20 protein-coding genes are annotated in these 25898 nt (G+C 72.4%); 7 read left to right on the top strand and 13 right to left on the bottom strand.

The window, feature by feature from the left end; translation table 11 throughout:
- Positions 1 to 24 precede the first annotated feature (24 nt).
- Positions 25 to 738 (top strand): DUF1214 domain-containing protein, encoded by a 714-nt coding sequence (locus MNOD_RS03495; protein WP_015927456.1) that lies wholly within the window; start codon positions 25 to 27, stop codon positions 736 to 738.
- Complete coding sequence (locus tag MNOD_RS03490; RefSeq protein WP_015927455.1) at positions 735 to 1316, top strand: DUF1254 domain-containing protein; 582 nt, start codon at positions 735 to 737, stop codon at positions 1314 to 1316. Before MNOD_RS03495 ends, MNOD_RS03490 begins: the two co-directional genes overlap by 4 nt.
- A gap of 128 nt (positions 1317 to 1444) precedes the next feature.
- Here MNOD_RS03490 and MNOD_RS03485 read toward each other — a convergent pair whose 3' ends face one another.
- Both MNOD_RS03485 and MNOD_RS03480 read right to left on the bottom strand, forming a co-directional pair.
- Complete coding sequence (locus MNOD_RS03485) at positions 1445 to 2230, bottom strand: hypothetical protein (protein WP_015927454.1); 786 nt, start codon at positions 2228 to 2230, stop codon at positions 1445 to 1447.
- Positions 2231 to 2237: 7 nt separating this feature from the next.
- Positions 2238 to 2435, bottom strand: coding sequence for a hypothetical protein (locus tag MNOD_RS03480; RefSeq protein WP_015927453.1), 198 nt, complete (start codon positions 2433 to 2435; stop codon positions 2238 to 2240).
- Positions 2436 to 2702: 267 nt separating this feature from the next.
- On the opposite strand from MNOD_RS03480, the gene MNOD_RS03475 reads away from it, so the two are divergent.
- Positions 2703 to 3812 carry a DUF2336 domain-containing protein gene (locus tag MNOD_RS03475; RefSeq protein ID WP_015927452.1) on the top strand — a complete coding sequence of 370 codons (1110 nt, stop codon included), beginning with the start codon at positions 2703 to 2705 and terminating at the stop codon, positions 3810 to 3812.
- A gap of 39 nt (positions 3813 to 3851) precedes the next feature.
- Here the strand turns inward: MNOD_RS03475 and MNOD_RS03470 are convergent, their stop codons facing one another.
- From MNOD_RS03470 to MNOD_RS03455, 4 genes are all read right to left on the bottom strand, one after another.
- Complete coding sequence (locus MNOD_RS03470; protein WP_015927451.1) at positions 3852 to 4199, bottom strand: DUF1491 family protein; 348 nt, start codon at positions 4197 to 4199, stop codon at positions 3852 to 3854.
- Between the two features lie 251 nt (positions 4200 to 4450).
- Complete coding sequence (locus tag MNOD_RS49865; protein WP_015927450.1) at positions 4451 to 5281, bottom strand: peptidoglycan-binding domain-containing protein; 831 nt, start codon at positions 5279 to 5281, stop codon at positions 4451 to 4453.
- Positions 5282 to 5417: 136 nt separating this feature from the next.
- Positions 5418 to 7235: a sensor histidine kinase gene (locus MNOD_RS03460; RefSeq protein ID WP_015927449.1), complete on the bottom strand. Its 1818-nt coding sequence runs from the start codon at positions 7233 to 7235 to the stop codon at positions 5418 to 5420.
- Between the two features lie 139 nt (positions 7236 to 7374).
- Complete coding sequence (locus MNOD_RS03455) at positions 7375 to 7617, bottom strand: heavy-metal-associated domain-containing protein (RefSeq protein WP_015927448.1); 243 nt, start codon at positions 7615 to 7617, stop codon at positions 7375 to 7377.
- 212 nt (positions 7618 to 7829) lie between these two features.
- Between MNOD_RS03455 and MNOD_RS03450 the strand changes: the two genes are divergently transcribed.
- Positions 7830 to 9278, top strand: coding sequence for an EAL domain-containing protein (locus tag MNOD_RS03450; RefSeq protein WP_015927447.1), 1449 nt, complete (start codon positions 7830 to 7832; stop codon positions 9276 to 9278).
- A 438-nt stretch (positions 9279 to 9716) separates the two neighbouring features.
- Here MNOD_RS03450 and MNOD_RS03445 read toward each other — a convergent pair whose 3' ends face one another.
- Positions 9717 to 10937, bottom strand: coding sequence for an ABC transporter substrate-binding protein (locus MNOD_RS03445; RefSeq protein ID WP_015927446.1), 1221 nt, complete (start codon positions 10935 to 10937; stop codon positions 9717 to 9719).
- A 235-nt stretch (positions 10938 to 11172) separates the two neighbouring features.
- Here MNOD_RS03445 and secA point away from each other — a divergent pair, with 235 nt between their 5' ends.
- Both secA and MNOD_RS03435 read left to right on the top strand, forming a co-directional pair.
- Positions 11173 to 14049, top strand: a complete 2877-nt coding sequence (gene secA, locus MNOD_RS03440; protein WP_015927445.1) for a preprotein translocase subunit SecA — start codon at positions 11173 to 11175, stop codon at positions 14047 to 14049.
- 492 nt (positions 14050 to 14541) lie between these two features.
- Positions 14542 to 14901, top strand: coding sequence for a hypothetical protein (locus tag MNOD_RS03435; RefSeq protein WP_015927444.1), 360 nt, complete (start codon positions 14542 to 14544; stop codon positions 14899 to 14901).
- Positions 14902 to 14965: 64 nt separating this feature from the next.
- On the opposite strand, the gene MNOD_RS03430 is transcribed toward MNOD_RS03435, so the two are convergent.
- Complete coding sequence (locus tag MNOD_RS03430; RefSeq protein WP_015927443.1) at positions 14966 to 16729, bottom strand: carbamoyltransferase family protein; 1764 nt, start codon at positions 16727 to 16729, stop codon at positions 14966 to 14968.
- Between the two features lie 242 nt (positions 16730 to 16971).
- Here MNOD_RS03430 and MNOD_RS03425 point away from each other — a divergent pair, with 242 nt between their 5' ends.
- The gene (locus MNOD_RS03425; protein ID WP_015927442.1) at positions 16972 to 20496 is read left to right on the top strand and encodes an AsmA-like C-terminal region-containing protein; all 3525 of its coding nucleotides are present in this window, start codon (positions 16972 to 16974) and stop codon (positions 20494 to 20496) included.
- A gap of 614 nt (positions 20497 to 21110) precedes the next feature.
- Here MNOD_RS03425 and MNOD_RS03420 read toward each other — a convergent pair.
- From MNOD_RS03420 to MNOD_RS03400, 5 genes are all read right to left on the bottom strand, one after another.
- On the bottom strand, positions 21111 to 22613 hold the full coding sequence (locus MNOD_RS03420; RefSeq protein WP_015927441.1) for a DegQ family serine endoprotease: 1503 nt from the start codon (positions 22611 to 22613) through the stop codon (positions 21111 to 21113).
- Between the two features lie 130 nt (positions 22614 to 22743).
- Positions 22744 to 22938, bottom strand: a complete 195-nt coding sequence (locus MNOD_RS03415) for a DUF2065 family protein (protein WP_015927440.1) — start codon at positions 22936 to 22938, stop codon at positions 22744 to 22746.
- Between the two features lie 46 nt (positions 22939 to 22984).
- Positions 22985 to 23917 (bottom strand): protease modulator HflC, encoded by a 933-nt coding sequence (gene hflC, locus MNOD_RS03410; RefSeq protein ID WP_015927439.1) that lies wholly within the window; start codon positions 23915 to 23917, stop codon positions 22985 to 22987.
- A complete protein-coding gene (hflK, locus tag MNOD_RS03405) occupies positions 23914 to 25083 on the bottom strand; it encodes an FtsH protease activity modulator HflK (protein WP_015927438.1) in 1170 nt (389 codons plus the stop codon). Before hflK ends, hflC begins: the two co-directional genes overlap by 4 nt.
- 206 nt (positions 25084 to 25289) lie before the next feature.
- Positions 25290 to 25781, bottom strand: a complete 492-nt coding sequence (locus MNOD_RS03400) for a dihydrofolate reductase (RefSeq protein ID WP_015927437.1) — start codon at positions 25779 to 25781, stop codon at positions 25290 to 25292.
- Between the last annotated feature and the right edge of the window lie 117 nt (positions 25782 to 25898).

Genomic DNA, 25898 nt, shown 5'->3' with positions numbered 1-25898 from the left:
GCATCTGCGCTAAACACAGGCCCGATGCTGTCCGAGAGACTCGCCCGGGCGCCGGCGGACTGGACCGCCCGCACCGCCCCCCTTCACCCCGCATTCCGCCGGGCGCGGGTCGCCTTGCGGCGCTCGCGCCTCAACCCGCGCCGGGCCGGCATCGTGGGGCTCGTGGTCTACGCGCTCGCGCTCGGCCTCGGCCTCGGCCTCGCCTCCGCCAACTGGGCGACGCGCGGGCGCTATCCCTTCGGCGGCGTCGGCCTGAATGCCTGGACGGCATGGCCGCGCATCGGCTCGCGGGAGGCCGACCCTTACGCCCGCGCGATCCACGCCCGCACCGGCGAGATCCCGATCGCTCTGGGCGAGGGCCTGCTGCTCACCGCGCTCGTCGACGATGCCGGGCAGCGCCTCTCGCCGGCCTGCACCTACCGGATTGCCGGGGCGACGCCCCCGGCCCGGGCCTGGACGCTCACCGCCGAGCGGCGCCGGCCCGACGCGCCGCCCGCTTCCGACGGCCCGCCGCCGCGCCGCGGCTTCACCTCGACGGAGGTGCTGCGCGATCAGGCCGGGCGCTTCGCGATCATCCTCAGCCCCTCGGTCCAGCCGGGCAACTGGCTGCCGGTGCCGGGCGGGGAGGGGGCTCTGCGCCTCGTGCTGCGCCTCTACGACACGCCGGTTGCGGCGAGCACCGGGGTGCTCGAGCGCGAGGGCGTCCCCACCATCACGCGCGTGGCTTGCGACGGATGACACAGGGCGGCCGCTTCCTCCTCGCCACGCTCTGCGGCCTCGTGCTGGCGGGCATCGTCCACATCGCCGTGGTGATGGCGATCCCCTACCTGTCGGCCAACGATGCGCTCTCGCGCGCCCGGGCGACGCTCAGCAACGACACCTCCGTGCTGATCCATGCGGCCGAGACGGGAGGCCCCCCCGAGGCCGCGGAGGGCTGGCTGCCGTCGCAGGACCCGGCGGTGGCGGTGGGCATCTGCGCCTACGACCTCGACGACGGTCCCGTGCGGATCTCGGCCGAGACCGGTCCGCTCCTCGAATCGATCTCGGTGCATGGGCGCGGCGGCGCCTTCTACGCGGTGACCGATCAGGCAGCGGTGAAGGGCAACATCGAACTCGTCATCATGACCCGGCGCCAGTTCGACGAGGCGCTCGCCAACGCGGACGAGGACGAGCGCAACCGCGACGTCAGGATCGTCGCGCCGGGCCGCGAGGGCTTCGTGGTGGTGCGGGTTCTGGCCGCCCTGCCGAGTCAGCAGGCGCTCGCCAACGCGGCTGCCCGCTCGGTCTCCTGCACCATCGACGGGCCGGACGAGTAGGAGCGCCCGGCAGATCCTGAAGTCTTTGATCCGGCTTCCGGTTGATCTGTCCCGGGACGAGGACGCGCGGGGAACCCCTCTCCCGCACGGGAGAGGGGTTCCCCGCGCCCTCTTCTCCTGGACAGACTCTAGCCCTTGGTGACGAGCGTGGCCTGCGGGCCGGCTCCGGCGGCCGGCGCGAGGCCGCAGCGCGCTTCCGCATCCACCGGGAGCAGCGGGTCGAGGAGACGGCGCCGCGCGGTGAGGAAGGCGAGTGTCCGCTCGGCCCCGATCGCCTCCTCGCCCGGCACCGCGACGAGCAGGTGCTCCAGGGCGTAGCGATACGCCTCCTCGCGTAAGGCCGCCTCGCGGCGGACCCAGGCGATCAGGCAGCGGTTCTCGGCGACCCGCATGGCGGCGCCGCGCACGTCGGCATCGTCGAGGGTGCGGATGAAGGGCAGGCTGCGCAGCCGGTTCAGGTCGGCCCGCACGACGCGGGCGGCGGTCTCGGCGAAGGCCGGGATCAGGCGCCCGTCCGCCGTGACGTCGTCGGACAGGCGGCGGTAGCGCGAGACGGGCGAACGGGCATTCTCCGCCAGGATCGCCTCGAAATACCCGGCCGGGTCGGTGGGGCGCCACTCGGCCGGCAGCCCGGCCCGGGTGAGGTCGGACAGCGCCGTCTCGAACAGCGAACGGTCGCGCGCGGGCATCAGGTAGCGCCAGGCGCGCTCCCGCAAGGTCCGCTCGTCGTCCGTGAACGGGAACAGCGAGACGGGCTCACCCTGCACGCGGGCGGTGAGCGGGCCGGCCGCGCCGATCAGGCTGTTCCAGGCGGTGGGAGCCGGACGGCCGAAATCGCCCTGCTGCACGCACGAGGCGGCGAAGGGCAGCGCCAGGAGCAGGATGGGGCGAGCGAGGAGACCGCGCAGAGGCATCCGCGCCTCAGCCGCGCTTGCGGATATCGCCGGCCGGCGGCTCGACCGGGAGCGGGGAGGGATCGGATGGCCGTTCATAGCGGACCCCCGTGAAGAGCAGGATGACGCCGCGCGGCGGCTCGGACGCAGCCGGCCGGCATGCGCGCTGCCCGGGTGCCGGAAACGGGACGATCTCCGCCGTGCCGCGATGCTTCAGGCCGCTCATCTCCGCCTCCCCAATCCGAGGACCCTCCGAGAGCCGCCACCGCCGATGGCGGTGCGACAGCCGCCATCTGAAAGACCACGCCATGGTTAACGCCGGGTTTCCGGCGGGCGGCCCGGCCGGGCGCGGCCGTAAACCCTCCGTGACCGGGGCTCGCTTCTATCCCCACTCTCCCCAGGCCGCTCCGGCGGCCTTCCCGACAGGCTTAAGCGTCGCTTTACGCGGTGCCTCGTAGCCTCGCGACATTCGTACTGCGTACCCGATCGCCCCATGTCACGCTCCGCCGTCGACGCCGTCCCGGACCTCTCCGGCCTCCTCGAATTGGCGCAGGATCGCCGGCTCGACATGAAGCCGGTTCTCCTGCGGGTGCAGACGGACCTGTTCCGTGCCGCTCCGGCCCGCGACCCGGGCACGATCCGGGCCTTCGAATCCCTGGCCTGCGGGCTGATCCCGACCGTGGACGCGGCCACCGCCGCGATGGTGGCGCAGAAGCTCGCGCCGCTCGCCGACACGCCGCAGAGCGTGCTGAAGCTGCTCGCCGCCCATGGCGGGGAGGCCCGTGACGCCGTGCTCGCGCTCAGCCCCGTCCTCTCGACGGACCTGCTCGACGCGGTCAAGAACGGTCCGGCCCTCGACGCGGTGATCGCGCGCCGGGGCGACCTCAGCCGCGCGGTGATCGACGACCTGACCCTGCGCGACGATCCGGCGGTCGACCTCGCCCTTGCGGAGAACGGCCGGGCCCGGCTCGACGGTCCCGCTCTGGAGCGCCTCGTCGCCCGCGCCCGCCTGCGCCCGGACCTCGCCGCCCGGCTCGTCGCCCGCGACGATCTGCCGGCGGTCGACCTCGCGCCTCTCTATCTGGAGTCCTCGCCCGAGCGCCGCATCGCCATCCGGGAGGGAATCGCCGCCCGGGCGGCCCTGCGGCCCCGCTCGCGTCCGGCCGTCCGCGGCCTCGGCGACGCCCTCAAGACCTTCGCGCTGCGAGGGGAGGGGGCAGCGGTCGAGGCGGAGCTCGCCGCGGCGCTCGGCTTGCGTGCGGTGGCCTGGAACTTCGCCGAGCCGCGGCGCCGGGATCTCCTGGCGCTTGCCCTCAAGGCGGCCGGGCTCACCGAGGAGGAGGCGGTGTTCCTCTTCCTGCGCCTCGATCCGGCGATCGGCCGCTCGGTCGAGGCGGTGTTCGCGCTCGCCGACCTCTTCCGGACGACCGAGCCCGCGACCGCCCGGGACCTCCTGGCGGCGATCCTGGGCGAGGAGCCGGCCGAGCGGGTCGCCTCGCCCGAGCAGCACCGGCCGCTGCACGGCCCGGCTTCGCCGAAGCTGCGCCCGGCCGCGCCGCTCCTGCGCCCGGCCCTGCCGGAGCGCACGCGCAAGGTGCAGTGACCCGGACCTCCGCCGGCCCGGGGGGAGCGCGGCGGATGCTCAGCGCTCGGCGGCGAGATCGAGGAGGTGGCGCCCCTCCCGGTCGTCGATCTCGACGATCCAGAGATCGGGATCGAACCGCACCTCCTTGGCGATCCGGGCCTCCACGTCCGGCGGAAGGGCCTCCCGCATCAGCGCCTCGAACCGCCGCGTGCCGTCGTCGTCGGCGTCGAACAGGGCCTGCGGGGCCGGGCCGTAGAGATCGGCGCGGCCGTCGAGCCGGTCGACCTTGACGAAGATGGCCCCGGCCTCGGGCGCGCCCCGCCGCCGCTGGACGGCGCTCACGCCCTCGACCGCGCAGCGGCGCAGATGGGCGGCGACCCAGAAATCGGAGCGAAGGCGGGCCATCCTCGTCCCTCCCGGCAGACGGTTCGTCCCGAGCATGATCCACCGGGATGGCCGGCGGTTCTGCGGACACGGGTGAGCGATGGCAGGGAGCCTCGGCAGGATCGCCCGGCCCTGAGGCCACCCGGTCCTGCTTACCCGGAACGGGGAGCGAGGAAAACCGTGGCCCTGCCTCCCGGTTCGGCGTCGGCACGCCGAGCTCCGGGCCGCCGTCGGGGCCGAGCCGCGGCCCGATGATGCTGTCGGCCCGCCGCTCACTCCGGCCTGAGGCCCGAGCGGCTCGCCAGCTCCTTCAGCGTGCGGTTGGCGACGTCCGGCCTGCCGGGCAGGTGCCGCTCCCGCTCGAAGCGTGTGATCGCCGCGCGGGTGGCCGGGCCGGCCACCCCGTCGATCGCCAGGGGGCCGTAGCCGAGCTTCACCAGCGCCTTCTGGGCGAACATCACCTGCGGGTCGGGTTTGCGCGCGCCCGCCTCCCGGGCCGCCTCGGCCTTCTTCACCGAGGGCTTGGGCTGCGCGGCAATGGGTGGTGCAGGCGGCGCCTCCGCCCGCGGCCGCGGGGGCGGAAGGGAGGCCAGGGACTTCCGGCTGGCGGAGGGGGGCTTCGGCGTCCCGTCGCGGAGCGCGACCGAGGCGGTGGATTGTGCGTCGCCCTTGATCAGCTCGCCGATGCCGTCGTGGGACGTCTCCGGGGGCTTGGGGTCCGGAGGCTTCAGGGCCGCCTTGGCCGGCCGGGGCGCCGGGGCGGCCGCGGTGCCGGGCTTGGCATCGGATCTGGCCCCGGCCTTGGCGTCGGGCTTGGCGTCGAACTTGGCGAAGAGCGGGGCCGGGTGGCGGCCGGTCTGGAAGCTCAGCGCGTTGACGGCCACCGCCGCCGTGGCGGCGAGCACGAGGACGCCGCCGACGATGCCGACCGGGTGGCGCAGCACCGCATTGAGGCCCTCGCGCAGGCGCGCGAGGGCGCGCGGCGGTGCCGGCCGGGGTGCGGGACCACGCCGGGCCGATCCGCCCCGGGGGCGCGGCAACGGCCTCGCTTCGGGCGTGAGCGTCAGGTCCGGATCGGGGGGCCGGGCGGGCACCTCGGGCATCGGGTCTCCTGCGGTACGGCGCGCCGGCGCTCAGGCTCTGAAATCCTGCGGTGTCGCGCGCTCTGGCGCCGGACCGGTGGCCACTTCGGCCGGGAGCGCCCGAGACGGATTCTAGCCCGCCATCCGTCTCGAAATCCTAACCGGCGCGCAGCAGCGGCAGGGCGGCCGGCTCGGCGAGCGGGGCGGTGCGGATCGGGACCGGCAGGCCCGGCCGCGGGCCGCCGCGGCAGTCGAGGGGCAGCGCGACCACCACGCGGGTGCCGCGGGCGACCGAGCTCTCCAGCGTCATCTCGCCGTCGTGCAGGCCCACGAGGCCGCGCACCACCGAGAGCCCGAGCCCGGTGCCCTCGTGCATCCGCGCATAGGCCGCCGCGTCGCCCGCCTGGAAGAAGGGATCGCCGAGTCGCGGCAGGTCCGCCTCCGCGATGCCGATGCCCGTATCGGTGACGGACAGCTCGATCCGGTCGTAGGCCTGCCGCACCGAGACCGTGACGCGCCCGCCGCGCGGGGTGAACTTCACGGCGTTCGACAGCAGGTTGATCAGCATCTGGCGGCAGGCGCGCGGATCCGCGGTCAGCTCCGGCAGGTCGCGGGGCACGTCGCGCAGGAGCTCGACCCCGACCTGGTCGGCGCGCAGCTGCATCAGGTCGCAGCAGCCGTTCACCACGGCGCGGATGTCGAAGGGCTCCGGGGCGAAGTCGAAGCTGCCGCTCTGGATCCTCGTCAGGTCGAGGAGGGCGTTGACCACCTCGAGCAGGTGCCGCCCCGAGCTCTGGATGATGACCGCGTATTCACGCTGACGCTCCACCGGCAAGGTGAGGCCGGCCTCGGCCGAGAGCATCTCCGAGAATCCGATGATCGCGTTGAGCGGCGTGCGCAGCTCATGGCTCACCACCGCGAGGAAGCGGCTCTTCACCGCATCGGCGCGCTCCGCCTCCGCTCGCGCCCGGTCGAGTTCCGCGGCATGGCGATGGTGCTCGGACACGTCGCGCGTCACCGCCACCACGGCAGCCTGGCCCGGCACGGCGCCCGCGCCGGCCGGCACCCGGTGGGCGCGCATTTCGGCCCAGATCACCCGGCCCGGCTCGCCGGAGGCCGGAAGGTCCGCATGCAGGCGGAACTGAACCGTCACCGGCCCGTCGAGGCTCGCCGCATCGCTGATCGCCTTCAGGAAAGCGGGCCGGTCCGAGACGTGGACCCGTCCGAGCAGGCCGCGACCGAGGAGCGATTGCGGGCTCGCGCCCGCGAGCCGGATCGCGCCGCGGCTCGCCTGCAGGACCCCGCCGTTGCGGTCGTGCCAGGTCACGAGGTCGTCGACGACGTCGAGGAGCAGGGCGTTGCGGGCGGAGGCCGCGCGCAGACGGTCGCTCCAGCTGCCCTCGCGCCGCCGGTATTCGATCGCGAGCGAGAGCACGTGGCAGATCGCCGTGATCGCGAAGATCGGCATCGCCACGGCGGCGGACCAGCCGAGCGCCGGCTCGCTCGCCGGCTCCATGACGGCGATCGCCACGGCCCCGGCCGCCGCGAACCCGGCGGCCTGGATGGCGGCCCGGTGCGTGCCCGCCATCAGGGCCTCGATGGGGATCATCACGAGCCATAGGCTCGCCGCCGAGGTCGGGCCGCCCGAGAGATGGGCAAGGCAGACCACGAGGCCCGTATGGGCCGCCGAGGACAGGCTGTGCGCCATCGTCAGGCGTCCCGTCCGCACCAGCGCGAAGGCAGCGACGACCGGCAGCAGCAGGCAGGCCACCACCGCCGCCTCGATCAGCGACGGGACTCCCCGCCAGAGCAGGTAGGGGGGCAGCATCGCCATGGTGACGGCGCCCGTGGCGAGCCGGGAGATCAGGAACCGCTCGTGGCGTCTCCGCTCACCCGACTCCTCCGAGACCGAGTCGTGCACGAGACCCGCGAGGCGGGCGTCGATCAGGGTCGCAAAGGCCTTGTTGATACGCACACCGCCACGCCAGCGCCGGTGACCCCGGGGTCTCCTGCGCTCCCTCGACTCCGAACGCACCGACCCTCGCAGAGCCGGCTTAAACGATCGTTAGACGGCCGGGGCTCGCGGGGTGCGCCAGCGCAGGAGGCGGGGGCGGTCAGCCCGTCATGGCGCGCGCCTCGTAGCCCGCCCGCTGGAGCACCTGCGCGACGTCGATGGCCTGCGCGTCGGTGGTGACGGAGACCCGGCCCTGCCCGAGATCGACGGCGACGGCCGCCTCCGGGTCGAGGCGGCGGATCGCGCGGGTGACGGCCTCGACGCAGCCGGCGCAGGTCATGCCCTCGACCTGCATCAGCAGCTCCACGCGATCCCCGGCGGGACCCTGCCCCTGATGCGCCATATTCCGGTCTCCTCGGCCTCGATCTGCGGCGGATGCCGCGAGCGCCTTGTCGGGCCTGGATGTCGGGCTCTGGCCGGCGGACGGCAAGGGGGGCGAGAAGCTCGGGACAGTGACCTCCCGGCGTCTTGCGGGCGCGCCGAGCCTACGCGACAACGAAGGTTCCGGCGGGCCCGCGACGCCCGTGCTTCACAACCCGAGGGAGTTACTCCGCCATGGCCCCCACGAGCGGCCGTCGTGCCGAAGGGCCTTCCGCGGGATTGGTTTCTCTCTGTCTCGCCACGCTCCTCGGCGGCGGCCTGTGCCTCACCGTCGCCTTCCTGTCGGCTCCCGCCCTCGGGGTGACGGCGGGTCTCGCCCTGGCCTGGGCGACCGGCGCGAGCGTGGCGGCGGGCCTCGCGTGGCGGCGGGCGGGCCGCGCCGTGGCCCAGATGGAGAAGCTCTCGGGAGAGATGGACGTGCTGTCGCGGCGCCTGCTCGCCATCGAGCAGCGGCCCGGCCCCGCGCCGGGGCCCGACGCGCCCCGGCCGGACCGGCTGGCCGAGGAGGTGGCGGAGGTGACGGCGGAGATCGGCCTCCTCGGCGGCATCGTGCGCGAGCTCGCGGTCACCGTCGCGGCCCAGGACGGCGAGATCGCCCGGCTGAAGGAGCGCGCCGCCCCCGCTCCGGCTTTTCCGCCTTCGGCCCCCGCGGCGCGGCCGGTTGCCGCAGCGGCCCCCGCTCCCCAGCCGGTGCCCGCGATCCTGCCGCGCTCCGCGCCCCTTCCGCCCTCCGCGCCCTTGCGTCCCTTCGTGCCCGAGCCGGCACTGCCGGGGCCCGAAACCCGGCCCGCCTCCGATGCCGCCGCGGCGCAGCGCCAGGAGGAGATCCTGACGGCGCTCACCGAGGGCGGGCTGGAGGTGCATCTCCAGCCCATCGTGAGCCTGCCGCAACGCAAGGTGGCGTTCTACGAGGCGCTGGCGCGCCTGAGCGTCGGAGGCGCCCGCCTCACCCCGGCCGAGTTCATGCCGACGCTCGAACGGCACGGCCGCACCACCGAACTCGACCGGCTGATGCTCGCCCGCGTGACCGCGATCAGCCGCCAGCTCGCCGCGCGCGGGAGCGCGGCGGCGGTGGCCTATGCGCTCTCGCCGAGTTCGCTGTTCGAGCCGGGCTTCCTGCGCGCGCTCGGGCGCCTCATCGAGGCGCATCCGGAACTCGCCGGCCGGCTGATCCTCGCCCTGCCGCAGCGCAGCCTGCGCAGCCTGGACGCCGAGCAGGCCGCGGCGCTCGCTGCCCTGCGCGAGCGGATCCTGCTCGCCCTCGACCGGGCGGTGGACCTGCGCTTCGACGGGCCGGCCCTCGCCGCGCAGGGCATCGCCTACGTGAAGGTCCCGGCCGACCTGCTGCTCGGCCGCTCCGCTCCGGGCGCGGATCTCGCGGCGGAGGATCTCGCGGCGGCGCTGGCGCGGGTGGGCCTGCGCCTCATCGCCGAGGGCGTCGAGCGCGAGAGCGACGTGCCGGACCTCATCGACCTCGACCTGCCGCTCGCGCAGGGGAGCGTCTTCTCGCCGCCGCGGGTTGTCCGTCCCGAGGTGCTCTCGCCCCCGCCCGAGCCCGGGCCGCCGGAGGAGGGTCCGCCGGTGCGGCGGTCGTTCCGGGACTTCCTGCGCCGGGCGGTATGATCCGACCTGCGAACGATCAGTTCGCAGGCCGGAGCGAAGCCGCCATCCGCCTGGCGCAGCCAGCAGGCGGATGTTCGGATGAGACCGCGTCAGCCCAGGCGAGGATGTTCGCTCCGCCCTTTCCCGGGCGCATGCAGTAGCAGCGGAATGCGACCCGGAGCCCAGTACAAGACGTCGCGCAGCGACCGCTCGTCAGCCACGCTGGAGGCAACCGGAGCCGCTGCGCGGCAACTCACTGTGCTGGTTTCCGGATCTCCTTCCGCTGTCGCTGTAGTCGTCCGGGAAAGAGGCAGCAGGACGGCGCGGAGAATCCGGAAAGGGGTGGAGCAGAACTCCGCGCCCGCCGGAGCGTGCCCGGACCGCCTGTGCGAAGAGCCGGACCCGTCGGCAGAGCCGGGGATGGGCGCGGGACCTCGCCGTGCCGAGATTCTCCCTCCGTCACTGCGTCAACGGGCAGCCGCTGTCCTTGGCCGACAGGAACGCCTTGTCGCCCGGAATCGTGGCGAGGAGCTTGTAATAGTCCCAGGGCCCCTTCGATTCGGCCGGCGACTTCACCTGGAACAGGTACATGTCGTGGACCATGCGGCCGTTCGCCTGCACCTTGCCGCCGCGGCCGAAGAAGTCGTCGACCGGCAGGTCGCGCATCGCCTTCGCCACGGCCTCGGTCTCGTCGGTGCCCGCGGCCCGGACGGCCTTGAGGTAGTGCGTGACCGACGAATAGGTGCCGGCCTGGATCATGCTCGGCATCCGCCCGAAGCGGGCCATGTAGCGCTTGGCGAAGTCGCGGCTGCGGTCGTCGAGGTCCCAGTAGTAGCCCTCGGTGAGCACGATGCCCTGCGCGGTCTTGAGGCCGATGCCGTGCACCTCCGCCAGGGTGAAGAGCAGGGCCGCGAGGCGCTGCCCGCCCTGCACGATGCCGAACTCCGCTGCCTGCTTGATCGAGTTCGAGGTGTCGAGGCCCGCATTGGCGAGCCCGATGATCTTGGCGCCCGACCCTTGAGCCTGCAGCAGGAACGAGGAGAAGTCCTGCGCGCTCAGGGGATGGCGCACGCTCCCCAGCACCTTGCCGCCCTTGGCCTCCACGTATTTGGTGGTGTCGGCCTGGAGCGCGGTGCCGAAGGCGTAGTCGGCGGTGAGGAAGAACCAGGTGTCGCCGCCGGTCTCGACGAGGGAGCCGCCGGTGCCGACCGCGAGCGCGTGAGTGTCGTAGGCCCAATGGAAGCCGTACGGGGTGCATTGCTTGCCCGTGAGGTCCGTGGTCGCGGCCCCGTCCACGATCGTGATCTTCTTCTTCTCGTGGGAGAGGCCCTGCACGGCGAGCGCGACCGAAGAGGTCGTCAGCTCCATGATCGCGTCCACCTTGTCGGTGTCGTACCATTGCCGGGCGATGTTGGAGGCGATGTCGGGCTTGTTCTGGTGGTCGGCGTCGACGATCTGGATTGGGGCACCCAGCACCTGCCCGCCGAAATCCTCGACCGCCATCTTCGCCGCCTCGACCGAGCCGCGCCCGCCGAAATCGGCGTAGACGCCCGACTGGTCGTTGAGGATGCCGATCTTGACGACGCCGTCCGAGGCCCCCGCGGCCCAGCTGCCGGAGGCGCAGAGCAGAGCGGCGGCGAGCGCGGTGGTGCGGGCGAGCGCCCGACGCAGTGTCCTCATGGGTTCCTCTCCCGATCGGCGGTGCCGACCGGCCCGCCCTGTTGCTTGCGCCGTCCTTAAAGAGCGGGGTCCTGCACCGAATCAAGCGGCCGGCCGCGCTTGTCCGCGTCAGCCTTTCGGCGCAGGGAAGGGGGCCGACGGGCCGCGGTCCTTTCTGGTGCGCGGATGCCTATATGGCTCTATAACGCGCGGCATCACGCTCGCGTCAGACGTTTCGATCGATTGCAGGTCCACGATGCTCGGTGCCATCGCCAAGAAGATTTTCGGGTCGTCCAACGACCGCCGGGTGAAGGGCTACCGGCCCCGGGTCGCGGCCATCAACGCCCTCGAGCCGGAGATGGAGGCCCTGAGCGACGAGGCGCTGCGCGCCCGCACCGACGCGCTCAAGGCGGAGCTCGCCAACGGCAAGTCCCTGGACGACATCCTGGTGCCGGCCTTCGCCACCGTGCGCGAGGCGGCCAAGCGCGTGCTCGGCCAGCGCCATTTCGACGTGCAGCTCATCGGCGGCATGGTGCTGCACGAGGGCGGCATCGCCGAGATGAAGACCGGTGAGGGCAAGACGCTCGTCGCCACGCTCGCCACCTACCTCAACGCGCTCGCCGGCAACGGTGTCCACGTCGTCACGGTCAACGACTACCTCGCCCGGCGCGACGCCGAGTGGATGGGTCGGATCTACGACTTCCTCGGCCTCACCACCGGCATCATCGTCCACGGGCTCGACGACGCCGAGCGCAAGGCGGCCTATGCCTGCGACATCACCTACGGCACCAACAACGAGTACGGCTTCGACTACCTGCGCGACAACATGAAGTACGAGCTGGGCCAGATGGTCCAGCGCGGCCATGCTTTCGCGATCGTCGACGAGGTCGATTCGATCCTGATCGACGAGGCCCGTACCCCCCTCATCATCTCCGGCCCGATCGACGACCGCTCGGACCTCTACGTGGCGATCGACGCGCTGATGCCGCGCCTCGCGCGGGAGGATTACGACCTCGACGAGAAGCAGCGCACGGTCTCGCTCACCGAGAGCGGCAACGAGCATATCGAGGAGCTCCTGCGCGAGGCGGGGGTGCTCAAGGAGGGCGACCTCTACGACGCCCACAACATCACCATCGTGCACCATGTGAACCAGGCGCTGCGCGCCCATACCCTGTTCACGCGCGACAAGGACTACATCGTCCGCAACGACGAGGTGGTGATCATCGACGAGTTCACCGGCCGCATGATGCCGGGCCGGCGCTACTCGGAAGGGCTCCACCAGGCGCTCGAGGCCAAGGAGCGCGTCACGATCCAGCCCGAGAACCAGACGCTCGCCTCCATCACCTTCCAGAACTACTTCCGCCTCTACAAGAAGCTCGCCGGCATGACCGGCACCGCCTCGACCGAAGCCGACGAGTTCCAGGAGATCTACAACCTTGGCGTGGTCGAGATCCCGACCAACAGGCCGGTCGAGCGCGTGGACGAGGACGACGAGGTCTACCGCACGGCGGAGGAGAAATACGCGGCGATCATCGCGGAGATCGACAAGGCCCATGCCCGCCACCAGCCGGTGCTGGTCGGCACCGGCTCGATCGAGCGCTCGGAGCACCTCGCGGCGCTCCTTGAGAGGCACGGCTACAAGCCCCTCGACTACAGCAACGCCTCGGCCATGGAGGAGGTCTACGCCGCCGCCCGCGACGGCCGGGTGACGAAGAAATTCGCCGTGCTGAACGCCCGCTTCCACGAGCAGGAGGCCTATATCGTGGCGCAGGCGGGCGTGCCGGGCGCGATCACCATCGCGACGAACATGGCCGGGCGCGGCACCGACATCAAGCTCGGCGGCAACGTCGAGATGCGCGTGACGCAGGAGCTCGCCGGCCTGCCCGAGGGGCCGGAGCGCGAGGCCCGCATCGTGGCGATCAAGCAGGAGATCGAGGAGAACCGGGCCAAGGTGCTGACCTCCGGCGAGCCGGCCGACCCGGCGGCGGGGCGCAAGACCGGTCTGCCCGGCGGCCTCTACATCATCGGCACCGAGCGCAATGAGAGCCGGCGCATCGACAACCAGCTGCGCGGCCGCTCCGGCCGCCAGGGCGATCCCGGCCGCTCGAAATTCTACCTCTCGCTTCAGGACGACCTGATGCGGATCTTCGGCTCCGACCGCATGGACGGCATGCTGCAGAAGCTCGGCCTGGAACAGGGCGAAGCCATCATCCATCCCTGGATCAACAAGGCCATCGCCAAGGCGCAGCAGAAGGTCGAAGCGCGCAACTTCGACATGCGCAAGAACGTGCTGAAGTACGACAACGTCATGAACGACCAGCGCAAGGTGGTGTTCGAGCAGCGCCGCGAGTTCATGGCCCAGGAGAGCGTGCGCGAGACGGTCGACGAGATGCGCCACGGGGTCGTCGACGACGTGGTGGCGCAGCACATCCCGGAGGACGCCTATCCGGAGCAGTGGGACATCGCGGGCCTGCGCGCGAGCATCGAGAATCAGCTCAACCTCGACGTGCCCGTCGAGGATTGGGCCAAGGAGGAGGGGATCGCCGACGAGGAGATCCGCGAGCGCCTGCGCAAGGCCGCCGACGAGGCCTATGCCGACCGCGTCACCCGCAACGGCCCCGAGCTGATGGCCTATGTCGAGAAGCAGGTTCTGCTGCAGAGCCTCGACCATCTCTGGCGCGAGCACCTCGTCACCCTCGACCATCTGCGGCAGGTGATCGGCTGGCGCGGCATCGCCCAGCGCGATCCGCTCAACGAGTACAAGTCGGAGGCCTTCGAGCTCTTCAACGGCCTGATCGGCTCGCTCCGCGAACAGGTGACGGGCCAGCTCATGCGCATCGAGATCATGATGCAGGAGCCCGAGGCGCCGAGCCTGCCGCCGATGTTCGCCCAGCACCTCGACCCGGTGACCGGCGAGAACGAGTTCTTCCTGCCGGAGGGCAGCGGCAGCTTCGGGGCGGCCGGCGGCGCCTATGGCTATGCGGCGCAGGGCCTCAACACCGAGGGGGCCGTGCTGGAGCGCGATCCCGCCGATGCCTCCACCTGGGGCCGCGTCGGCCGCAACGAGCCCTGCCCCTGCGGCTCGGGCAAGAAGTACAAGCACTGCCACGGGCGCTACGCCGCCGAGGCGTGAGGACGCATCGTTTCCGGTTCGACAAGGGCTCGGCGCGCAGGCGGTCGGGCCTTTTTCCCGGGCGCATGCAGCGGCAGCGGAATGCGACTCGGGGCCCAGCACAGGACCTCGCGCAGCGACCGCTTGTCAGCACCGGTGCTGGAATATTGAGCTGCTTCGCGGCAGGTCCTCGTGCTGGTTCCCGGATCTCCTTCCGCTGACGCTGCACTCGTCCGGGAAAGCGAGGTGGCTGAATTGGCGGCCGGTCGGAGGCGGCGGTGACGATCGTGGCCCGCCGCTCTGATGCACCGGCACCACACCCGTCTGTGCAATGCGCGGAATCCGGCCCCGTCACCCGGAATTTGCCGCAAACCGCCGCCACCGTCCAAGGCACCGTCGCGGCCGCACAACAGGCGTGTCGCGTCGACCCGCGCCCCGCGCGGCCCCGTCTCCTTTTGGCGCTTCGTTAAGCAATCGCCGTCACCCTGCACAGACATCCTCGGGAGATCCAGCGTGCGCGCTCTGTCTTCTTTCGGCCTCTCGCGCCTCGGCGCGTGTGCGGCGCTTGCCGCTGTTCTGGCTGCGACCGCCCCGCAAGCCGCCTCGGCGCGCGACGGCGTCGGCGCCGCGATCCTCGGCGGGGCGGCTGCCGGCGTGCTCGGCGGCGTCGCCGCCGGTGCCATTATCAACGGCGCCCAGGCGGCCCCGCCCCCGCCGGTCTACGTGGCGCCCCCGCCGCGCCGGGTCTATGTCGAGGATCCCGGCGAGACCGTCATCGTCCGCCGCCGCGGCCCGGTCTGCCACTTCGAGCGCCGCAAGGTCTGGCTCGACGACGAGTCCTTCACCTATCGCCGCGTCGAAGTCTGCGAGTAGGCGCCAGGCCTCACTGGGCGGATGGTCGGGGCACCGCACAGCGGTGCCCTTTTTCGGGCCGCCGTCAGCAGCCGGGAAGTACCGCCGGGTCCTTCACCAGGAGCCAGTCCTCCACCACCAGGGCGTCGAGGCCGGTGGTATAGAACATCAGGATCGCGTCCTCCGCCGTGTGGAGGATCGGCTTGCCCATCACGTTGAAGCTGGTGTTGAGCAGGATCGGCACGCCCGTGCGCGCCGCGAAGGCCTCGATCAGCGCCGCATAGGCCGGGTTGCGCGCCCGCGTCACGCTCTGGAGGCGGCCGGTGCCGTCCTCGTGCACCACTGCCGGGACGCGCCCGCGCACGGCCTCGCGCCACACCAGGGTGCGCTCCATGTAGGGGCTGTCCTGGTAGTCCTCGAACCAGTCGGGGCCGGCCTCGGCCAGGATCGAGGGCGCGAAGGGCCGGAACGCCTCCCGGTACTTCACCTTGGCGTTGAGGATTGCCTTGGCGTCGGCCGGGCGCGGATCGGCCAGGATCGAACGGTTGCCGAGCGCCCGGGGCCCGAACTCCGCCCGGCCCTGGACCCAGCCGACGAGGCCCCCGGCCGCCAGGATCTCGGCCGCGGCTTGCGTCACGCCCGCATGGCCGAGGCGCCGCAGGCGCGGCTCGGAGCCCGCCATGCGTTCCAGCGGCTCCGTCGAGACCGTCGAGCCGAGATAGGGGGTGACCGCCGCGCCGGTCCCGGGCCCGGTCCAGTCCGGGTGGTCCTCCGCGAAGGCGAGCCAGGCCGCCCCGACCGCGTTGCCGTCATCGGCCGGGGCCGAGGGCACATGCAGGTGCCGGTAGCCGCTGCGGCCGAGAAGGCGCCCATTGTAGGAGGAGTTGAGGGCGCAGCCGCCCGTCACCACGAGATTCTCGCCCGGGGCGAGCTCTTCGGCCTGCCCCACCAGGGCGTCCATCATCTCGGCGAAGGCGTCCTGCCCGCAGCGGGCGAGATCCGCCCAGCCGCAATCGAGGGCGTCAGTTGGGCGCCGCGCCAGGATCTCGGCGACCACCGCCTGAACGGTCTCCGCATCGGCGAAGCGCAGGCGTCCGCCCTCGATCCGGTAGAGCCGGCGCAGCAGCCCCATCAGGTCGGGATCGGGGCGGCCGTAGGGGGCGAGCCCCATGATCTTCCATTCCTCGCCCTTCGTCTGGTCGAAGCCCGCGAGATCGGTGACGAGGCCGAAGAAGAAGCCGACCGATTCCCGCCCCCGATGGCGCTTCACCTCGGCGATGCGCCCGGCCGCCATCCGGTAGATCGCCGAGGCGCCGGTCTCGCCCATGCCGTCGACGACGAGGCAGGTCGCGTCCCGGAACGGGCTGCCCCAGAGGCCGAAGGCCGCATGCGTGAGGTGATGGGAATAGCGCCTCAGGCCCGCGATGCGGCTTGCGCCCCCATGCGCCCGGTCGAGGCCAAGCAGCGTGCCATAGCCGGCCCGTCCCTGCGCGACGCCGAGTTCCGCGATGAAGGTGCGCTCGGCACGCTCCGGCACGAGGGAGCGGTTGAGGCCCGGCGCATGGGCGGCCAGCGCCTCCAGCCCGAAGGCGCCGGCCGCGGCGGATCGGGCCAGGAAGCTGCTGAAGTCCGGCCCCCAGCTCGTCGCTACCACGAGTTCGGCGCCCGCCGGGAGGAAGCGGCCGAGGAGGCCGGCCATGCGCGGGGCCGAATCCGGTTCGCAGTTCGGCGCGCGCTTGTACTGCAGGTACCGCTCGGTGGCCTCGGCGAAGAGGATCCCGCCATCCGGGCCGATCAGCGCGAGCGCCGGATCGTGGAAGGTGGTCGCGAGGCCGAGATAGTAGCGCATCGGGGCTGCCGCATCGCCGGAAGGGGAGGGGATCCCGCGCGATAACAGGCGCGCGAGCGGCTGTCAGGCCGTGGCATCGTTGCATCGCTGCGGCGCGACGCGCGCCCCGGTGCAGCGGAGGGTTGCGGATTGGGCCGCGGCGAACGAGCCGATATGCTAGCCCTGTCAGGACCGTATGGCCTCGGGCGGCCGCGCGGTTCGGGAGGGGGAGCCCCGGCGGACGGGACGGAGAAGGGCTTTCGGTGCGCGACATCCTGACCGCCCTGGCGGGCCTCGTCATCCTCATCCTGGTCGCGGCGCTCGTCGTGCCGCCTTTCGTCAACTGGGAAGGACAGCGGGCCGCGGTGGATGCGGCGCTCGCCCGGTCCCTCGGCGTCGAGGCGCGCAGCGACGGCCGGCTGGAGATCCGGTTCCTGCCCTCGCCGCGCCTGCGGATCGACCATCTGGTGCTCGGGCGGCCGGGCCGCCCGGCCCTCGATGCCCGTTTCGTCAAGGCCGAGATCGCGCTGACGCCGCTCCTGTCCGGCGAGATCCGCTTCACCGAGACGAAGATCGGCCGCGCCGAGGTGACGGTGCCGGTGACGGAGGGCGGCGCCCTGATCGTGCCGCCGGATTTCGGCGCCGCGCTCGGCGGGCGCGACCTCGCGGTCGAGGATCTGCGGGTGTCGCAGCTGCTCTTCACCACCCTGGTGCCGGCGACCGGGCGCACCGACCAGTTCTACGCCGAATCCGTCCGCCTCGCCGCGCCGCGCCTCGCGGGCCCCTGGCGGGTCGAGGGCGATGCCGGCGCCCTGCCGTTCCGCCTCGTCACCGGCGCCCCCACCGCCGTGGGCGCCGTGCCCGTGAAGGTGACTGCCGGCGGCGACACGGCGCCGAAGCTCGAGATCGACGCCCGCGTCAGCCTCGCGGGCGATCCGGCGCGCGGCTTCGCGCCCGAGGCGACCGGCACCGCCCGGCTCGTCGTCGGCCCGCCCCCGCGCCCCGAGGGCGCCCAGGCGGCCGGTCCGATGACGCCCTTCTCCCTCCAGGGCTCCTTCAAGGCGCGGGGGCGGGTCGCGGCCTTCGAGGGGCTCACGCTCGAGGTCGAAGGGGGCGGCGCACCCTTGCGCCTCAGCGGCCGCGGCACCCTCGATCTGCCGAGCCTGAATGCGGCGCTCGCCCTCGATGCCCGCCGGCTCGACCTCGACGCCTTCCTGGCCTCGCCGTCCGGACAGGCCCTCGTCGCCCGCGGATTCGGGGCCTTCGGTCCGCCGCTCCCGGGGACTATCGCCATCGACCTCTCGGTGGACAGCGCGGCGCTCGCCCTCGGGGAATGGTCGGGCATCTCGACGGCGGCGATCCTGCGGCCCTCCGGCGCCCTGACCCTGCACCGGTTCGAGGCGACAGCCCCGGGCGGCGTCCGCCTCGCCCTCGATGGCGATCTCTCCGGGCCCGGCAGTTTCGCGGGCCGGCTCTCGGTCAAGGCTGCGGCCTCCGACCGCCTCGCCCGCCTCCTCAACCGGCTCGGCCTCGGCAGCCCCCTGCTGCGGCTCCTCGACGGGCGGCCCTTCGAGGCCGCGGCGGACGTCACCGCCGCCCTGCCGGTCCTCTCCCTCCGCAATGCCCGCGTGGCGCTCGGCGAGGCCCGCATCACCGGCAGCGCCCGCTATAGCCCGGCCAGCGGCGACACGGCGCGCCCGCGGCTCGATGCCCAGGTCGTGGCGGACGGGCTCGACCTCGCCGAGCTGCCGCCGATGCGCGGCCTGTTCGAGACGCTGCACGACCACGATCTCGGCCTGACCCTGCGGGCTCGCGACCTGCGCTACGGCGCGGGCGGCCCGCGCACGGGCGAGATCGCCGCGAGCCTGCAATCGGAAGGGCCGGCGCTGCGGGTCGACAGCCTGGAGGTGAAGGGGCTCGCGGGCGCGCAGGCGAGCCTCTCGGGGCGCATCGCCGCGGACGGCTCGGGCCGCATCGCCGGCCGGGTCACCGCGCCGGTGGCGGCACCGCTGATCGACCTCCTGGAGCGCAACCTCGTCGCGGAGGCGCGGCTCGTCCCCGGCTTCCTGCGCGACGGGCCGCTCGCCCTCGACGTCACCCTGGAGCGCGATCCCGGGGCCGTCGAGGCCGGGCGCCTGCGCAGCCACGCGCGGGGCGAGGCGGCCGGCGGCCGGCTCGGCCTCTCCCTGGTGACCAATGCGGGCCGCATCGACAGCCTGGAGGCGCGGCTCGACCGCGTCCGCTCGGGCCTCTGGCTCGGCCGGCCGGACGATCCGGCCCTGGCCATGCCCGCCTCCCTGCGGGTGAGCGGGCGCCGGGGAGGCGATCCCGGCGCGCCGCTCGCGGTCACCCTCGCGGGCGATCTCGCGGGGGCCCGGATCACCACCGCGCGCCCGCTTCTCCTCGACGAGGCTGCCGCTCTGCCGCAGGAGGGCGAGATCGGCGTCGACAGCCCGGACCTGCGCCCGCTCGCGGGCTTCCTCAGCCGCAGCGCGGTGCCCGCCGGCCCGGTGCCGGCCCGGCTGACGGTCGGTCTCGGCCGCGAGGGCGAGGGGCCGCGCTTCGCGCTCGAAGGCACCATCCTCGGCAGCCCCGTGGCGGCGACGCTCCGGTGGTCGGCCGAGGGAGCCCTCTCCGGCACCGCGCGGCTCGACCGGCTCTCGCTGCCCTGGCTCGCCGCGGCGCTGATGCTCGATGTGCCGACCGCGACCGCCGAGACTTGGCCGAGCCGGCGCTTCGGGCCGGCATTGGCGACGGGGCTGCGCGGCAGCATCGCCACGATGGTCCAGCACTTCGATCTCGGGCGCGGGCTCGCGGCCGAGGCGGCCCGGTTCGACCTCGCTCTCGGTCCCGAGGGACTCTCGCTGCGCCGGTTCGACGGCGGGCTGGCGGGAGGGCGGCTCTCCGGCGGCATCACCCTGGCGCGCCAGGGCAACCAGGCCACCGTCTCGGGCGAGGCGTCGCTCAGCGACCTCGCCATCTCGGCGCTCACCGGCGGCGAGGCCGTGCGCGGCCGTCTCTCCGGCCGCCTGCGCTTCGGCGCGGCCGGGGACAGCGTGGCGGCGCTCGTCGGAAACCTCGCCGGGAGCGGCGAAATCGGTCTCTCCGACCTGACCCTGCGCGAGATCGACCCGGTGGCGGTCGAGCGCGCCCTCGCGCGCCTGCTCGCCGAGGAGGATCCGCTGCGCTCAGGGTATGTCGAGCAGGTCGTGTCGGAGGAGTTCGGCCGCGGGCCCTTGCGGATCGCAGGGCCGCTCACGATCCCGGCCGCGCTCGTCGGCGGGGTGCTGCGCACGAGCACCGTCTCCCTCGACTTCGGCCCGTCCGCCTGGAGCGGACTGGTGCAGGTCGACCTGCGGGCGCTGCGCCTCGACGTCCGGGGCACCCTCACGGCCGAGCGGACGCCGCGGGCCTGGACGGCACCGGCGCCGATGCTTGCCCTCGCGCTCGCAGGTCCGTTCGCGCATCCCGCCCGCGAGATCGACGTGACGACCCTCACGACTGCCCTGGCCGCCGTGGTGCTGCAGCGCGAGCTCGACAAGATTGAGACCTTCGAGGCCGACCGCAACGAACGGGCCCGGCGCCAGAGCCGCCTGGAGATGGACCGCTTCCGGGCCGCCGCCGAGGCCGAATGGGCCCGCCGTCAGGCCGAGGAGAAGGCGAAGGCGGAGGAGGCGGCCCGCGCCGCGGAGGAGGCGCACCGCCGGGCTGTGGAGGAGGCACGTCGCCGGGCCGAGGCGGAAGCCGCCAAGGCTCGCGAGATGCAGCCGGCCGAAACCAGCCAGTGATCCGATACCCGGGCGCTCGGTTCAGACCGTATCACCAAGCCTCCGCGGCGCGGAGTTGTGCTCCGCTCCGGCCTGAATTCATCCGGCATCCGATGTATGGCTTTGCCATGCGGATGTCGGTTTTGCTCAGGCGGATGGTTCTCTGCCCTTCCTGGATTTCTCCGTCCTTTCCCGCTCCTTCTTTCCCGGACGACTGCAGCGCCAGCGGAAGGAGATCCGGGACCCAGCACGGTGAGTTGCCGCGAAGCGGCTCCGGTTGCCTCCACCGTGGCTGACAAGCGGGCGCTGCGCGACTTCCTGTGCTGGTCCCGGGTCGCATTCCGCTGCCGCTGCAGTCGTCCGGGAAAGCTGCGCAATCTTTGATCGTCGGCGCCTCAGCATGAGGGCCGTTCTGGCCTCCACGATCGTCTTCCAGAACAGGGATGGGCGGCCTTGGCTCCCTCCGGCCGAGCCGACCCTGATAGATGACGCGGAGGCGCCATGCGGCGTGCCGCATCCTCAGATCGCGAGTTTTCGATCGAGGACCGTTCCCAGCCCGCATTCGGGGATCTCTGATCCGGTCTCCGGACGATCCATTCGGAGATCCGTCTCACGGGCTGGTTTCGGCGGGCCGCCTATTCCAGGCTCAGCGCCACGAAGCGCACCTCGCCCTGCGCGTTCGACACGAGCAGAAGCGCGGACTTGCGGCCCTCCTTCTTGATCTGGTCGATGCGGCGGGTGACGTCCGTGGGAGAGTTCACAGGCTCCTGGCCGACCTCGACGATGATGTCGCCGGGCTGGATGCGCTTGTCGGCGGCGGTCGAGTTCGGATCGACCCGGGTGACGACGACGCCCTTCACGCCGTCCTTGATGTTGAAGCGCCGGCGCACCTCGTCGGAGAGGCCGGACAGGTTGAGGCCCAGCGCTTGGCGGGTGACGTCGGCCTCGGGCTGCGGCCGGTTGAGGGCGGCGGGCTGGGCCTTGTCGTTGTCCTCCAGGCGGCCGAGGGTGACCGGGCGGTTCTGCTCCTGGCCCTTGCGCACCGTGATCACGTCGACGGTCTTGCCGACCGGCGTCGCCGCCACGATGCGGGGCAGGTCGCTCGACGACTTCACGTCGATGCCGTTGAACTTGACGATCACGTCGCCGACCTCGAAGCCGGCGGCCTTGGCCGGGCCCTTCTCGTCGACCCCCGCGATCAGCGCGCCGCGGGCCCCACCCTTGAGGCCGAGCGCCTCCGCGGTGGTGTCGTCGACGTTCTGGATGCGCACGCCGAGCCAGCCGCGCCGGGTCTCGCCGTACTGGCGGAGCTGCTCGATCACCGGCGCGGCCGTCGCGGTCGGGACCGCGAAGCCGATGCCGACCGAGCCGCCGGTGGGCGACAGGATCGCCGTGTTGATGCCGATCACCTCGCCGTCCATGTTGAACAGCGGGCCGCCCGAATTGCCCTTGTTGATGGCCGCGTCGGTCTGGATGTAGTTGTCGTAGGGGCCGGACTCGATGTTGCGGCCCCGCGCCGAGACGATGCCGGCCGAGACCGAGCCGCCGAGGCCGAACGGGTTGCCGATCGCGATCACCCAGTCGCCCGGCCGCATCTTGTCCGAGTCGCCGAGTGGCACCGCCTTGAGCGGGCGGTCCGTGTCGGGCTTCACTCTCAGCACGGCGATGTCGGTCTTGGAATCCTTGCCGACGATCTCCGCCTTCAGCTTGCGGCCGTCATGCAGGATCACCTGGATGTCGTTGGCGTCCCCGATGACGTGGTTGTTGGTCACCACGATGCCCGAAGCGTCGATGATGAAGCCGGAGCCGAGCGAGTTCGACCGGCGCGGCGCCCGCGGCTGGTCGCCCTGACGCCGGTTGAAGAAATCCTCGAACAGGTCCTCGAAGGGGGTGCCCGGGGGCAGCTGCGGCAGGGTCCGGCCACGGGTCTCCACCGTGGTGGAGGCCGAGATGTTCACCACCGCGTCCGTCACCTGCTCGGCGAGGTCGGCGAGCGAGGCGGGCCCCTTCGCGATGGCCGCGCCCGGCAGGATCGCGGTCCCGACCGAGAGCGCGAGGAATGCGCCCGCGAGCGCCGGCAGCCGCCGTTTCGCGAACGCTGGGGATCGGCGCGCGGGCGCGGTCTCGGCAGCAGGCATCGGGAACCTCGTTCGATCGGCTTATGGCGGAGCAATGCTGCCAGATCGGCCGATCTCCGGAAAGCGCGAGCGCGGCCCCTGGCGGACCCCTTAGATCGTGGTCGCCGCGGCCGGATCAAGGGCATCGTGTCTAACGAAGGAGCAGGCGCACCACCCCGACCACGATCACGCCCGCGACCGCCGAGACGACGCCGACGAGGCGCATCCGCTCCGTCGGCGTGTGGGCCGCTTCCAGCATCGCCCGCCGCATGGCGCGCGGAAAGGCTGCGCAGAGCAGACCCTCGATGGCGAGCGCAAGCCCGAGCGCGGCGACGAGGTCGCGCACGGGCTCAAGCCCGCCCACGCGGAGGACACGGCACGGCGCCTCGTCCCTACGGGCCGTTCGCCGGGGCGCCGGGCGCCGCGGCGGCCGGACGGGGTCGTCCCTGCGGGTCGTTGAAGTAGCGGAAGAAGTCCGAGCCGGGGCCGATCACGAGGCGCGTCTCGGTCCCCGTCAGCCCCTTCTCGTAGGCCTGCATCGACCGGTAGAAGGCGAAGAAGTCCGGGTCCTGGCCGAAGGCACTGGCGAGGATGCGGTTGCGGTCGGCGTCGCCCTCGCCGCGCAGCTGGTCGGCCTTCTGGTTCGCCTCGGCGATGAGCACCGTCACGTCGCGGTCGGCCCGCGCCCGGATGGTGGCGGCATCCCGCTCGCCATTCGCCCGCAGGTCCGCCGCCTCCCGCTGGCGCTCGGTCTGCATCCGGCCGTAGACCGCCTGGCTGTTCGCCGCCGGCAGGTCGACCCGGGTGAGCCTGAGGTCGATGATCTCGATGCCGAGATTCTTCGCCTGCCGGTTCACGTCGTCCTGGATGCGGTTCATCAGCGCCTCGCGCTGGGTGCGCACGATGGCGTCCCGCGAGGCGCTGGCGAGCACGTTGCGGGTGGCCGCATTGGTGAAGCTCGACAGGCGCTGGTTGGCCACCGCGATGTTGTTGACCGCCTGGTAGAAGCGCAGCGGGTCGCTGATCTTGTAGCGGGCGAAGGCGTCGACCTCCAGGTTCTGCCGGTCCGCCGAGAGCACGGTCTGCACCGGCAGGTCGAGGTCGAGCAGCCGCTTCTCGAACAGGACCACGGTCTCGAAGAACGGGATCTTGAAGTAGAGGCCCGGCTTGTCGGTGCCGGCCTGGTTCAGGACCGTCCGCACCCGCCCGAACTGCAGTACGAGCGCCTGCTGGGTCTGGCTGACCGTGAAGGCCGAGGCGTAGAGGAGGAGCGCGGCGACCGCCGCGAGGCCGATGATGGCCGTGCGAAGGGCGTTGCCGTTCATCGGGCCGCTCCCTGGGGCTGGGCGCCCGGACGGGCCGCGCCGAACTCGCTGAGCGGCAGGACCGGGATCACCCCCGCGGCGGTGCCGGAGGACGCGCCGGTTCCGGGCTGGTCCACGATCACCTTGTTCACGCCGCCCAGAACCTTCTCCATCGTGTCGAGGAACATGCGTTCCCGGCTGACCGCCGGGGCGAGCTTGTAGGATTCGTAGACCTCGCGGAACCGGGCCGCCTGACCGGTCGCCTCGGCGGTGGCCTGAGCCTTGTAGCCCTCGGCCTGCTGGATCATCTGCGAGGCGCGGCCCTCCGCCTGCGGCACCACGCGGCTCGCATAGGTGCGGGCCTCGTTGCGGGCGCGCTCGGCGTCCTGCTGCGCGGCGTTGACGTCGATGAAGGCCTGGCGGACCTCCTGCGGCGGGCTCACGCCCTGCAGCTGCACCACGTTGATCAGCACGCCCGCCCCATAGGAATCGAGGGCTCTCTGGATGATCTCCTGCACCTCCTGGGCGACGCTGGTCTGCTCGGTGGTCAGGATCGCCTGGATCTTGCGCCGGCCCACCACCTCGCGCATGGCGCTCTCGGCCACGGCCTTGATGGTGCCCTCCGGGTTCTGCAGGTTGAACACGAATTCCTCGGCCTTGGCCGGGTTCACGCGCCACTGCACGTCGAAATCGATGTCGACGATGTTGTCGTCGCCGGTGAGCATCAGGCTCTCTTCCGGCACATCGCGCATGCGCTGCGGGCCGGTGCCGGATCCGGAGCGGTAGCCGATCTGGATGCTGTTGACCTGCCCCACATTCGGCTTGACCACCGCCCCGACAGGGTAGGGGAAGTTGTAGCGCAGGCCCTCGCCGACCTGTCCGGTATAGCGCCCGAACACGGTGTTGATGCCGACCTGGTTGGGCGCGACCGTGTAGAAGCCGGTGAGCAGCCAGAGCGCCGCCACGATCAGCACCGCCAGCACCACGCCGCGGCCGCCGACCGAGCCGCCGCCCGGCATCAGGGTCCGCAGCCGGTCCTGCCCGCGGCGCAGGAGATCCTCCAGATCCGGCGGCTGATTGCCGCCGGACCCGCCGCCCCAGGGGCCGCCACCATTGCCGCCGGGCCGGCCCCAGGGACCTCCCCCGTTGCCGCTCCCGCCGCCGCCGCTCTGATTACTCCAAGGCATGCTTGCCCAATTCCTTTCCCGGCCGGCACGCCTCTCGCTGTCGCGACCCGCGCGGCATCTGAGTTGGTTTCGGAAGCTGTCACCGCTGCGATATCGGCTGGGCTTGGCGCGAAAGCAACCTCTGCCGACCGGGCTACCCTCAGGCTTCGGCTTAAGACCGAGGGGGTTCATCGCCGCACCCATCACCACGGATGGCCGGGCGGGCCTCATACGTTACGCAAAAGCGTCACGAACCGGAAGGCATGCTCGTCGTCGGGCCCGGCCGGGTGCGACTCGCTGGCGACCTCCCGGAAGGCGCCGGGCGGGATCTCCGGGAACAGGGTGTCGCCCTCGGGCGCCGCCTCGACCTCGGTGAGATGCAGGCGGTCGGCCTGGGGGAGCGTCAGGGCGAAGATCTCGGCGCCGCCCGCCACCATGATCTCGTCGGCTCCTTCCGTCCGCGCCAGCACCGCCGGCCAGTCGGCGGCGCTCTCCACGCCGGGGGCCGACCAGCCGGGGTTGCGGGTCATGACGATCACCCGCCGGCCGGGCAGCGGCCGGCCGATCGAGTCCCAGGTCCGGCGGCCCATCACGACCGGCTTTCCCATCGTGAGGGCGCGGAAGTGCCTGAGGTCGCTCCGCAGGCGCCATGCGAGATCGTTGTCGCGGCCGATCACGCGGTTCTTCGCCACGGCGGCGATCAAGGTGATGGTGGGCATGGCGTGGCTCGTGGTGGTCTCGGGCGGGACGGATCCGTCTGCCCCGGTCGTCCGGGACGGGGCCGGCGGGCCTCGAGAGCGGAGTGGACGGAGTCGGTTTCGGTGTTCGAGCTTGCC

It is taken from the genome of Methylobacterium nodulans ORS 2060, assembly GCF_000022085.1.
GTDB classification, from domain to species: Bacteria; Pseudomonadota; Alphaproteobacteria; order Rhizobiales; family Beijerinckiaceae; genus Methylobacterium; species Methylobacterium nodulans.
This window is presented reverse-complemented; position numbering and strand designations above follow the sequence as displayed.